This window comes from Fibrobacter sp. (assembly GCF_017545445.1).
Classification (GTDB): domain Bacteria; phylum Fibrobacterota; class Fibrobacteria; order Fibrobacterales; family Fibrobacteraceae; genus Fibrobacter.
In genome coordinates this window covers 1-12,975 of sequence record NZ_JAFWOM010000143.1, presented here as the reverse complement: position 1 = coordinate 12,975, position 12,975 = coordinate 1, and the positions used below count along the sequence as shown (strand labels likewise).

The 12,975-nt window shown below is 44.2% G+C and carries 9 protein-coding genes and 1 pseudogene; 9 read left to right on the top strand and 1 reads right to left on the bottom strand.

Features of this window, described 5'->3' with window-relative positions; genetic code table 11:
* Positions 1-15: 15 nt before the first annotated feature.
* On the bottom strand, positions 16-1,290 hold the full coding sequence (locus IKG78_RS16830) for a saccharopine dehydrogenase family protein (RefSeq protein ID WP_072826787.1): 1,275 nt from the start codon (positions 1,288-1,290) through the stop codon (positions 16-18).
* A 517-nt stretch (positions 1,291-1,807) separates the two neighbouring features.
* On the opposite strand from IKG78_RS16830, the gene IKG78_RS16825 reads away from it, so the two are divergent.
* The 9 genes and pseudogenes from IKG78_RS16825 to IKG78_RS16785 form a co-directional block, all read left to right on the top strand.
* Positions 1,808-3,034, top strand: a complete 1,227-nt coding sequence (locus IKG78_RS16825; protein ID WP_290945624.1) for a hypothetical protein — start codon at positions 1,808-1,810, stop codon at positions 3,032-3,034.
* A 341-nt stretch (positions 3,035-3,375) separates the two neighbouring features.
* On the top strand, positions 3,376-3,954 hold the full coding sequence (locus tag IKG78_RS16820; RefSeq protein ID WP_290945622.1) for a hypothetical protein: 579 nt from the start codon (positions 3,376-3,378) through the stop codon (positions 3,952-3,954).
* Between the two features lie 33 nt (positions 3,955-3,987).
* Positions 3,988-4,476, top strand: coding sequence for a PIN domain-containing protein (locus IKG78_RS16815; protein WP_290945620.1), 489 nt, complete (start codon positions 3,988-3,990; stop codon positions 4,474-4,476).
* Position 4,477: 1 nt separating this feature from the next.
* Positions 4,478-4,678, top strand: a complete 201-nt coding sequence (locus IKG78_RS16810; protein WP_290945618.1) for a hypothetical protein — start codon at positions 4,478-4,480, stop codon at positions 4,676-4,678.
* Positions 4,679-4,833: 155 nt separating this feature from the next.
* Positions 4,834-7,146, top strand: coding sequence for an EcoAI/FtnUII family type I restriction enzme subunit R (gene hsdR / locus IKG78_RS16805; protein ID WP_290945616.1), 2,313 nt, complete (start codon positions 4,834-4,836; stop codon positions 7,144-7,146).
* 120 nt (positions 7,147-7,266) lie between these two features.
* On the top strand, positions 7,267-8,223 hold the full coding sequence (locus IKG78_RS16800) for a Fic family protein (protein ID WP_290945614.1): 957 nt from the start codon (positions 7,267-7,269) through the stop codon (positions 8,221-8,223).
* Between the two features lie 17 nt (positions 8,224-8,240).
* Positions 8,241-9,788 carry a class I SAM-dependent DNA methyltransferase gene (locus tag IKG78_RS16795; RefSeq protein WP_290945612.1) on the top strand — a complete coding sequence of 516 codons (1,548 nt, stop codon included), beginning with the start codon at positions 8,241-8,243 and terminating at the stop codon, positions 9,786-9,788.
* Positions 9,789-9,793: 5 nt separating this feature from the next.
* Positions 9,794-11,464, top strand: coding sequence for a restriction endonuclease subunit S (locus IKG78_RS16790; protein WP_290945610.1), 1,671 nt, complete (start codon positions 9,794-9,796; stop codon positions 11,462-11,464).
* Positions 11,465-11,484: 20 nt separating this feature from the next.
* A pseudogene (locus IKG78_RS16785) lies at positions 11,485-12,975 on the top strand (hypothetical protein); the annotation flags it as partial.

The window sequence follows — 12,975 nt, the reverse complement described above, 5'->3', positions numbered from 1 at the left end:
ACTTCCTACTTCCTACTAATCAACCAGCACCGGGTTGAAGTCTTCATTCCACGGGAGGCCGTACTTTGTGAGGGCTTCCATGAACGGATCCGGATCGAACTCTTCGACCGTATGCACACCCGGCTTGTTCCACTTGCCCGTGAGCACCATCATGGCACCGCACATGGCCGGAACGCCAGTCGTGTAGGCGATAGCCTGGCTGCCGAGTTCCTTGTAGCATTCCTGGTGGTCGCAAACGTTGTACAGATAGTAAGTCTTCGGCTTGCCATCCTTAGTACCCTTGAAAATGCAACCGATGTTCGTCTTGCCCACCGTGCGAGGACCGAGACTTGCCGGGTCCGGGAGCAGAGCCTTGAGGAACTGGATCGGAACAATGTCCTGACCCTGGAACTTGATCGGCTGCGTGCTGAGCATGCCCACGTCTTCGAGGCAACGCATGTGGTCGAGGTAGCTCTGGCCAAACGTCATGAAGAAGCGGATGCGCTTGATGCCCGGAATGTTCTGGGCGAGGGATTCAATTTCTTCGTGGTGGAGGAGGTACATGTCCTTCTTGCCGACCTGTGCGAAGTTGTATTCACGCTTGATGCTCATGGCCGGGATTTCAACCCAGTGGCCCTTGCCGTTCTCGTCCGTGTCCCAGTAGCTGCCCGGAGCGGACACTTCGCGGAGGTTGATTTCCGGGTTGAAGTTCGTTGCAAACTTGTAACCGTGATCGCCGCCATTGCAGTCGAGGATGTCGATTTCTTCGATGGTATCGAACTGGTGCTTCAAGGCGTAGGCGCAGTATGCCTGAGAAACACCCGGGTCAAAGCCGGAACCCAACAATGCCGTGAGACCAGCCTTTTCAAACTTTTCTTTGTAAGCCCACTGCCAGCTGTAATCGAAGTAGGCGCTAAAGCCCTTTTCCTTGCAGCGCTTGTCGTAAACCTTGCGCCATTCCGGATCGTCGATATTTTCCGGCTCGTAGTTAGCCGTGTCCATGTAGTTCACGCCACATTCAAGGCATGCATCCATGATGGCGAGGTCCTGGTAGGGGAGAGCGATATTCATCACCAGGTCCGGCTTGTATTCTCTAATAAGAGCAGAGACGTTCTCGGCCTTGTCCGCATCGACAGCGGCAGTCGTGATGACCGTCTTCGTATTCGGGCGGAGTTCCTGAGCCAACTTCTCGCAATTTTCGCGATGACGGCTGGCGATGCAGATTTCGCTAAAAACTTCGCTGCAGGTGCAGCACTTCTTGATAGCAACTGTGGCAACGGCGCCACAACCGATAATCAATGCTCTTGCCATTTTTTGTTTGTTCCTCATTTGTTGAGAGTTAATCCATCGGGATGGCGATCCCGGTAGAGAATGTTACTGAACATAATGTAGAAAAAGGGGGGGGTAAAATGTTCGGACGAGCGTGAAAAATATGGGCGAAAAGCGACGTGTCATCCTGAGCGTGGTTCGACAAGCTCACCAACCTTATTAAGGTCCCTGAGCAAGCGAAGTACGTTGAAGGGTGGAGTCGAAGACAACTCAGCAGGCGAGTGTGCATCTCGTCATTGCGAGCCGAAGGTGCGGCAATCTCAAATTACATTGGGCGTTCCCTTGCCCTCGGGCAAGGTCGGGCTATATCGCAAGGCCGCCCGTGCGCACCAATGGTGCCCCCGTGCAGCTCTTGCGACGGCCCTTCGGCAGAATAGCATTGGAAAAGGTCCCTGAGCTTGCCGAAGGGCCGCCACACGGTGGTCACTATCCCTAACGCAATTCAACAATGATAAATAACAAATTTATTTATTATTGTCACCGAGAGGTTTGTATCGAAATGAAATTGAATTGTATTTGCTTTGTAGTGCTCCTTGCTCTTCTGGAATTCAGCTCTTCGCAAGCGATGAATGTTTGCGAAATGGACGAGCGACTTCTGGACGGCTTTGTTGAAATTTATCCACAAAACGATAAAGCCGTGCATTCGCTTCTTGACGATATTGTTCACAACGGAATGCAAGTCGATTCAGGGGACTGCTTAGGAGACCGACTCCTAAAACTACAAAGAGAGGCATCATCTTTTCTTACATACAACGGACATCTTGTAAAGACAATTGATTTCAAGTCAATGAACTTAGAAGATGAAGATGTCGCCGCATTGAATTTGCTGTTCGAATATGTTTTGGCCAAATATAATTCGGCGTATGCCTTTGAAAAAAATAAGGAGACGAAACCCAAGAAAGATTCTGATAAATTAATCCAATTGCTTTCAGAACTCGCCGATATAAGCTATTCTGTTCTTGCCGCCGAATTCAAGAATCCAACACCTATCGGGGTTGTCACTAATTTAGCTGCAAAAGCTCTCCCTTCATGGCTGTATTTGTGGATTCGGCAAGATAACCCGTTTGAACACGATAGCGACTACGATTTTGGATATTCGTGGCTGATTGTCATGCGTGATGTATTTTTAAAATCTTTTCCTGAGGGCAAATATAATGCACTTGTGAATACTTTGGTGAATGAAGCGTCTGTTGACAAAATGCTCCAAAGCGATCGTAAACGTTTGAATCTTCATTTTGGTATGTCAGGCATGATTGGGAAAAGTCTCTTCAATTCGACCATGAGCGACGTTGACGAATCCTTTTCGTTGTTGGCTCAGGTGAGAGTCCAAATTTATTCGGTTTTGATTTTATTTCACATAAATGCTCTCTTTGGCGATAATTTTAGCTGGGGCGGATTAGGACTTATGGGAGGATATCCTTTAATTGACGGAGACATGTTTGGAGTTGATATTTTTGGTGGGCTGTCTTTTGCTGAAAAAAATACAAAGCTCGATGGGGATGAGTTGGAAAGTACTTTTGCAACGTTTGTTGCTGGAACTCAGATCTTTAAGAGATTTCCTGTAGGGGATATGTTTGATATTGTTCCCAAGTTTCAATGGCGGATTGAAGTATCTCCTGCCTACAATGATTTTGTAAATCATCGGGATGGGGTAGGGGTAATGAACCGCTTTTATTTTGGCTTCGGCTTCGATGGTAAAGTGCCCATGGGAAAACCTAAAAAGTAAAGTCTAGCTATCGCATATTAGCAGTGTCATCCTGAGCGAAACGGAGTGAAGTCGAAGGATCTAATGATCCTGTGAAACTTCGTTATTGCGAGCTGAAGAGTTTTTCTCTAACGCAAAATCCCCTCGCAATCCGCCACCTTGACCGCTAAAATTGACGAGTGTAGATTTTAGTGCATGACCTACTATTTTATCAGCGACTTTTGTTTTAACATTTTTCTTGCGTTTAACATTTTAAAATGTTAAATGGGCATAAAGTGTTAATTTTTTTTGTGCTGCTAAACTTTATGTTAAAATTCTACGGCACATTTGTAAAAGTGTCGTAGTTTTGTTGCGGTAGAAATATGCCCAAATATGACGGAAAAGAAATTCGTAATAGTGAAGGTTTCATTGTTCGCGGAGACTTGAACACTTATCAGTATCATCTGGTTTTGCAAAAGGTTCAGTCGGGTGAGCTGCTTCGCCTTCGTCCAGGTGTGTTTGCTGAACCTATCGTATTGGCCGACATAATGCTCGATATAGACATTCTTGTGCCCGGTGGAGTAGTGTGCATGTATTCGGCGTGGGAGCACTACGAACTTACCACGCAAATTCCTAATGCATTTTGTGTTGCCATACCTCGTAAACGGAAACTTGTATTACCCGAATACCCTCCGATAACACTTTATTACTGGTCTGATCATCTGCTGGAATTCGGAACCACGATAGCGGAGGTGCATGGGCATAAGGTACACGTCACCGACTTGGAACGCTCTGTCTGCGATGCCGTAAAATATCGAAATAAAATTGGAATAGATGTATGTGCTGAAATTGTCAAAAGTTATATCAGACGTCGCGGTCGAAATATATCAACACTCATGAAATATGCGAGGATTCTGAGAGTTGCAAAAACGCTGAGCACATATTTGGAAATAGTGCTTTAAATTTTTTTCACCTTTTTATAGTATATTTAAAATATGGATTTGAACTTCCGAAAACTCAAAGTCTACCTGGACACCTCGGTTATCAGCTATCTTGAACAGGACGATGCTCCCGAAAAAATGGCTGATACACGAGCAGTATGGGAAACCCTCAAAAAGGGTGATTATGATATTTTCGTGTCCCAAGTAGTTTTGAAGGAACTAAACGATTGCAAGGATCTTCGAAAGAAGGAACAGTTCTTCAAGCATCTTCATGAAATAAATTTCAATATTGTCAACATAACAGAAGACACAATCGCCCTTGCCGAAAAGTTCATTGATTTTGGAATTCTTAAGCAAAAAAGTCTGGATGATTGCCAGCACATCGCGGCAGCAATTCTCAATGACTGTGACATCATTATTTCGTGGAATTTCAAGCACATTGTTAATGTCAAGACAATTCGTGGAATTAAGGTCATCACCACAATGCAAGGCCGAAAGGACTTGCTGATTTACCCACCCACTGCATTATTGGAGGAAGCATAATATGGACACTCCCGAAATTAGCAACCGCTTTGATGCAGAAGATATCCGCAAACTGCGCGAGTACAATTCCCTGAAGCATTCCAAGATGTCCCACAAAGAAATCTTGGAAGATATCCGACAGGGCGCTGAATCTTTTATGTCAGAATTCAGTAGTTGTGTTGCTGAGAAACAAGCCGTTTACGACGCAAGCAAGAAGAAATAGCAAATCGAATGATGTTCAACGAAATATGGAATATCTATACAATTTCCGTATTTCGTTGAAATTTTACTGTGAAGGCACCCAAATTAACCCCAAAAATTGCCGTTTTTCACGCGTTTCTCATAATCGAAGCTCTCTTTCTTGATATATTTACATTGATGCCCGAAAACAAGAAAGAACTTTCCGAAGAAGATATCAAGAACCGCTACATAACGCCGGCATTAAACGCTGTAGGCTGGGCGGCTGAAGATATGCGTATGGAAAAGTATTTCACTGATGGGCGTGTTATTTTCCAAGGTGGCAAGCATGCCCGCAAACAGGGCAAGAAGGCTGATTACCTGCTTTACTCTTCGCCGAATTACCCAATCGCTATAGTCGAGGCTAAAGACAACAACCACCCTGTAGGTGGCGGCTTGCAGCAGGCGATGGATTATGCCCTAATTCTTGACATTCCGTTTGCTTATAGCAGCAATGGCGATGGCTTTGTAGAACACGACTTTTTGATGGGAACCGAAACGGAAATTCCGTTAAACAAATTCCCGACACGCGAACAGCTTCTTGAACGTGTGCGTGCAAGCAAGAAACTTACCCCGGAACAAGAAAAGGTCATCAATCAGCCATACTACTGGGATGCGGACACCCATGCTCCGCGTTATTACCAGCGAATTGCAATCAACCGCACTGTGGAAGCCGTCGCTCGCGGAGACAAACGAATTCTCCTAGTGATGGCTACGGGGACTGGCAAAACTTATACGGCGTTCCAGATTATCGAACGCCTGCACAAATCCGGCTGCAAAAAGAAAATCCTTTATCTAGCTGATCGCAATGTCCTTATTGACCAGACCATGGTTCAGGATTTCAAGCCTTTCAAAAAGATAATGACAAAGGTGAAGGGCAAGGAACTGGATTCCAGTTTTGAAATCTACATGGCGTTGTATCAGCAGCTTGTGTCTTATGATGAGGGCGTGCCGGATCCGTTTACCGCATTTAAGCCTGAATTCTTCGACTTGATTCTGGTAGATGAATGTCATCGCGGTTCTGCAAAAGAAGATTCCGAATGGCGAAAGATTCTTGAATATTTCAGCGGTGCAACGCAAATTGGCATGACGGCAACGCCTAAGGTTGCTAACGGTGCGAATAATCTGGAATACTTTGGCGAACCGATTTTCACGTATTCGTTGAAGCAAGGTATAGAAGATGGCTTCCTTGCTCCGTATCGCGTGACGAACAGCTTTTTGAATGTGGATTTGAACGGCTGGACTCCCGAAGGTCCGCAAGAAATAGACCTTTTCGGCAACGTCATCCCGGAACAGTTGTATCAGCGTCCGGATTTTGGGCGAGAACTAGTTATCAAGACCCGTCGTGAAGTTGTCGCACGTCGCATTACGCAGATGCTCTACAAAATTGGTCGTATGACCAAGACGATTGTTTTCTGTACCGATGTGGAAGAAGCCGAAGCGATGCGTCAGCTACTGGTGAACTTGAATGCTGACATGGTCAAGGAAGATTCCCGTTATGTCATGCGCATTACAGGCGATGATGCTGTCGGGAAAAAGCAACTTGGCAACTTTATTGAGCCGGACGAAGCTTACCCGGTTGTGGTGACAACTTCTGAAATGTTGAGTACCGGCGTTGACTGCAAAACTTGTGGACTTATTGTTATCGACAAGGAAATTGGCTCGATGACGGAGTTCAAGCAGATTGTCGGTCGCGGCACTCGACTCAAGACGGATAAGGGCAAATGGCATTTTGAAATTCTCGATTTCCGCAATGCAACGCAGATGTTCAAGGATCCTGAATTTGATGGTGAACCCGAAATGCCCGAAGAACCTGTGCATGGTGGCGGCGGTGGCGGTTTGCATGAGCCCAAGCATCCTTACAATCCAGGTCCGAAAAAGTATTACATCAACCACGTTGAAGTGAAAATCGATGCTGAAACGGTTTCGTATCTGGGGGCAGATGGCAAAACGCAAGTGGTTGAGAGCTTTACCGATTTTACCCGCAAGAATATCCGTGGCAAGTTTGCTACGTTGGACGATTTTATCAAGCGTTGGTCTGCCGAAGCTCGCAAAGCGGCCATTGTTGACGAACTCAAGGAATATGATGTTCTGATAGATGCCATTCGCGAAGCAAATCCCGACTTGGCTAAAGTGGATGTTTTCGACATCATTTGCCATGTGGCATTCGACCAGAAACCGTTGACCCGTCGTGAACGTGCAAACAACGTGAAAAAACGCAACTATTTGGCGAAATATGAGGGCAAGGCCCGCGAAGTTCTAGAGGCTTTGCTTGTCAAGTATGCCGATGACGGCATTTTGCAGATGGAACAGAACGAAGTCCTGAAACTGGATCCGTTCAGCCATATCGGCACCGTGCCCAAGATTATGAAGCTTTTTGGCGGCCGTGAAGGCTACGAAGCCGCCGTTATAGACCTGAAAAAGCAGCTCTACTTGACCGACGATGTCGCATAATATATATTTACGATGTCGTTGTATTTGTCGGTCTAATTGTCGTAGTAAATGTCAGTGTAAATGTCGCTCTATTTGTCAGGTTATTTGTCGGAGTAATAATTGTACCAGCCGCCCTTTAAATTGAATTCTGAGATTCTTTCTCTTGCAACGGAAATTTCGTCGTTGATAGAGCGCTTTGTCATTCGCTTGGAACAAGCGGATAAGCTCAAGTTGCGTAAGGCGAATAAAATCAAGAGCATTCACAGCTCCCTTGCTATAGAAGGTAATACATTAAGCGAAAATGTAGTGAGCGACATTATCAACGGCAAACGAGTTCTTGCTCCACAACGCGAAATTCTTGAAGTCAAGAACGCTTTGGCAACTTATGAATTATACCCTAAGCTCAATCCCTTTTCGATTAGGGATTTGTTAAAGGCTCATGGCGTAATGATGCTCGGAATAGCTCATGATGCAGGGCGGTTCCGTAGTTGTAACGAAGGCGTTTTCAATGGGAAAAAGTGCATCCATTTAGCGCCTCCGCCGGGCAGAGTTCCTGCGTTGATGGCTGATTTGTTTGAATGGCTAAAAAAGAGCAAGGAACATTTGCTGATTCGTTCTTGCATTTTCCATTACGAGTTTGAGTTTATCCACCCGTTTAGCGATGGAAATGGTCGTATGGGGCGCTTGTGGCAGTCGTTTATTCTTGGTAAGTGGAACCCCGCCTTTGAACATTTGCCGGTTGAAAATATGGTCTATGCCAACCAGCAAAAGTATTATGATGCTATTGCGAAGTCTTCAGTGGCGGGGGAGTGCAGTCCGTTTATTGAATTCATGCTCCAGAATATTCTTGATACATTGAAACAATTCAAGGATAGTCCTGTTGAAGAGGGGACTGCATTGGCAAACGACATTAAGCTCTCGTTGCGTCAGAAGAAAATTATTGATATGATAAACGATGGTGATGTCACCATTGCAATGATTGCAAAAAAATTAAAGGTTTCAGAAAGGACGATCGATCGTGAAATGTCCAAGTTGCAAGACTTGGATGTGATTGCTCGCGAAGGCTCCGACAAAACCGGTCGCTGGATTGTCAAATAGGTTTTATAAGGTAATATATGTCCGTAAACAACTTGGTCAAAAGATTGCAGAACGAAATGCGTGGCGATGCCGGTATCAACGGCGACGCCCAGCGAATCGAACAGATGGTGTGGATGTTTTTCTTGAAGGTCTATGACGCCCAAGAAGAAATCTGGGAATGCACCAAGGACAAGTACAAATCCATCATTCCCGAAAAGATGCGCTGGCGCAACTGGGCTGTCGATGAAAAAGATGGCAAAGCGCTTACGGGTGATGCGTTGCTCGCGTTCGTGAACAACGAACTTTTCCCGACGCTCAAGAACTTGCCCGTAAACGAAAATACCCCTCGCGGCAAGGCGATTGTGCGGATGGTCTTCGAAGATTTGAACCAGTACATGAAAGATGGCATCATCCTCCGCAAGCTCATCAACATCATTGACGAAGTGGACTTTAGCGATGCCGATGACCGTCACACCTTTGGCGACATTTACGAAGGAATCCTGAAGGATTTGCAGAGTGCGGGTAATGCGGGCGAATTCTACACCCCGCGTGCATTAACCGACTTTATCGTGCAGCAACTCCACCCGAAACTCGGCGAAACCTTTGGCGACTTTACCAGCGGAACGGGCGGCTTCTTGACCAGTTGCCTGAACTACCTGAAACCCTCCGTCAAGACCACAAGCGACGAAAAGAAATTCCAGTCGTCCATTGTCGGGCAGGAATGGAAACCGCTTCCGTACCTGCTTTCAATTACCAACATGCTCGTCCACGACATCGAAGAACCGGACATCACCCACACGGACTCGCTTGGCCGCAAGGTGACGGAATTCAAGGACAGCGACAAGGTGGATTGCATCGGCATGAACCCGCCGTATGGCGGCAGCACCGGCATGAACGCCAAGTTGAACTTCCCGATGAACATGCAAAGCAGCGAAACGGCAGACCTTTTCATTGTGCTCATCATGTATCGCCTGAAAAAGATGGGTCGCGCGGGCGTGATTATCCCCGACGGATTCCTGTTTGGCACCGATGGTGCAAAACTCGCCATCAAGCAGAAGTTGCTCCGCGAATTTAACCTGCACACCGTCATTCGCCTGCCGGGCAGCATCTTTAGCCCTTACACGAGCATTGCTACGAATATCTTGTTCTTCGATAACGAAAAGGCGAAGGGCGCGCCGACAGGATTCAGCACCAAGGAAACCTGGTTCTACCGCCTCGACATGCCCGAAGGCTACAAGCATTTCAGCAAGACGAAACCGATGCGCCTGGAACACTGCAAGCCCATAATGGACTGGTGGAACAACCGCGAAGAAATCCTCGAGACCAACGACGACGGCGAAGTCGTGAGCGAAAAGTCCCGCAAGTTCACCCCCGAAGAACTCGTGGAAATGGACTGCAACTTTGACCAGTGCAAATTCCCCAAGGAAGAAGAGGAAGTGTTGCCGCCCGCAGAACTCCTGGAAGATTACCACAAGAAACGCGCCGCACTCGACAAGAAAATCGACAAGAAGCTGGAACAAATCCAAAAACTCCTCGGGATTGACACCATTGTCATCCCCGACTCCGTTCGGGGATCTAGGAGCTAGCGACGATGGACGGAAAACAACTCAAGAACAGCATTCTGCAATGGGCGATACAAGGCAAGCTCGTTCCCCAGAACCCCAAGGACGAACCAGCTCAGAAATTGCTGGAACGCATCGCCGCATCCCGAAATGAAAGTTCCCTGAGCCTGCCGAAGGGAACTTCGTCAACGTCATTGCGAGGAGCTAAGGCGACGAAGCAATCCAAGAACCAGCCTTCCCGTATCTATCGCGAAAATGGCGTTTGGTATGAGCAATTAGGGAATGCGGAACCCAAAGATATTTCGGAAGATGTTCCTTTTGAGATACCTGAAAATTGGGCGTGGTGCAGATTAAACCATTTAACAGAATTGATTGAGGACTGTCCTCATTCAACAGCGTCAAATGAAGGTTCTGGTTATCCATTGATTCGAACCCCAAATATTGGATTTGGTAGGTTAGATTTACGGGGCGTTCATAGGGTTTCCGAAGATGTGTATAATAAACGGAATGCTCGTGCTATACCTCAGTCTGGAGACTTGATTTTTGCAAGAGAAGCTCCTGCTGGGAATATTGCTGTAATTCAGGAAGGTGAAATCGTATGCTTGGGACAAAGAACTGTTTTGATTCGCCCCAAAAAAGATCTGTTGAATGCGGATTATTTGGCTTTCTATATTTTGTCTCCTATATCCCAACAAATGCTAGTTGGTAAATCAACTGGTACAACAGTTGCCCATGTTAATTTGGCCGATTTTAGACCTTACTTCATTGCGCTCCCTCCTTTAGCAGAGCAAAAACGAATCATCGCAAAACTTGAACAAGTTCTCCCGCTAGCAGAAGAATACGGAACCACCCAGGAACAACTCGACAAACTCAACAAGGAACTCCCCGAAGCACTCAAAAAAAGCATTCTCCAAGAAGCCATCCAAGGCAAACTCGTTCCGCAAAACCCCAAAGACGAACCCGCCCAGAAATTACTAGAGCGAATTGCAGCATCTCGAAATGGCAACGTGTCACCCTGGAGCGGAGCGATAGGGTCCAGTAAGAATTCAAAGAAATCCTTATCTACGTCATTGCGAGGAGCTAAGGCGACGAAGCAATCCAAGAACCCGCCTTCCCGCATCTACCGCGAAAATGGCGTGTGGTACGAACAAATCGGCACCGCCACCCCCAAAGACATTTCAGATGAAATTCCCTTTGAAATCCCCGAAACCTGGGCGTGGACAAGAATGGGTAATATCGGTTCATGGGGTGCGGGAGCAACACCAGCAAAAGGAAATCCGGCATTTTATAAGGATGGTGAAATTCCATGGCTCGTGACTGGAGAATTAAATAATTCCGTTGTTACAGAAACAAAGATTAAAGTATCCAAATTAGCGTTGCAAAAATGTTCACTGCGTCTGTGTCAGCCTGGAGATGTTTTAATCGCAATGTATGGAGCAACAATTGGAAAATTAGCTATAGCAGGAATAGAATTAACCACAAATCAGGCGTGTTGTGCTTGCTCTCTGTATTATGACTATAACAAGTATTTGTTCTATTTCTTGATGGCGAGTAAATCTGATTTAATCAAGCGTGGTGAAGGTGGGGCTCAACCAAACATATCAAAGGAAAAACTTGTTAATTACTTGATGCCCCTTCCGCCCTTAGCCGAACAAAAACGAATCGTTGCTAAATTAGAACAATTGTTTAAGGTGTTGTAAAATTTTTAGGAGATATGAAAATGAGTTTCTGGAATAGAAAAAAGAAAGAAAAAGTGGAAAAATATAAAGAAATTCCTTTCCAGCATTTGGCACCGATTGACACGGTAAAAGACAAAACCACATTCGACGCACTTGATTACGCTTTGTCTCAAGATAATATTCATAATGTTGCGTTGACAGGAAATTACGGAGCCGGGAAAAGCTCTATTCTTGAAAGTTATATTAAACGGAATAAGAACGGTTGGCCGATTGAAAACTTTTTTAGACTGTTATCAAAAGTCCCTCTATTGAACAGATTGATTAAGGGAAAAAAGTGGTTTTTGAAAATATCTCTAGCTACTTTTGCTGTTGAGGATAAAGAAGAAGATAATCTACCCAAAAAAGAGAATAGAGCTTTTTCAGAAGCTGTTTTACAGAAAATCGAAAAAAGCATTCTTCAGCAAATTTTATATCGTAAATCTGGAGTTAAACTGCCAAATTCTCGTTTTATTCGCATAAAAAGAACGAATAAAATAGATGCTTTTGTCACTGCATTTGTTGTTTTAGCTTTATTTATTGTATTAAATTATTTTATACAAGGTGAAATTTGGGAATACATATGCAAACCTTTTACTTTGCCTCTAGTTTTGAGTGATATAGCTCTTTCTGTATCCGTATTATTAGCTCTTTTCTTATTTCTTTATAAATTACTCATATTCGTAAAAAAACTACGTATTGCCAAACTATGTTTTAGCAATGCAGAAATTGAATTTAAAGGAAACGAAAGTGAAGAATCGTTACTTAACAAGTATTTAGATGAACTGCTCTATTTTTTTGAAGTAACAGGATATAATGTTATAATTTTTGAAGATTTAGATCGCTTTAACAACACTGAAATATTCATAAAACTTCGAGAATTAAACACGCTTCTCAATAATTATGAAAACATTCATCACAAAATTGTATTCATTTATGCCTTACGAGACGAAGTCTTTACCGATAGTTCACGAACTAAATTCTTTGATTTTATTGTCCCTGTTATTCCAGTAATAAATAGTCAAAATTCCAGTGATATGTTGCTAAACCAGTGGAAAGAAAATAAAGATAGCCCATTGGGAAAAATTGATGAATCTTTTTTGCAGGATATTGGATTGTATATAGATGACATGCGGTTGCTGAAAAACAGCATTAATGAATTTAAGATATATGATAAAAAGGTAAATGAAGAGGATTACGAAACAGAAAGTAAAAACGCTGATAAAAAGATAAGTCACGATAGGAATAAAATTTTCGCTTTAATCTTATATAAGAACCTTTATCCTAATGATTTTGCCCTTCTTGCACAAAATAAAGGAGATTTATATAGTATTATACAAAAAAGAGAAAATGTTGCAAAAGAAGAATGTAAACAAATTGAAATGGATATAAAAGCACTTGAAAATAAAATTCAAGAAATAGAAAAGCAAATTGATATTGATAAAAAAGAATTACGAATAATATATATATCGAAAATTTTTTCTAAAAAGCCCGAT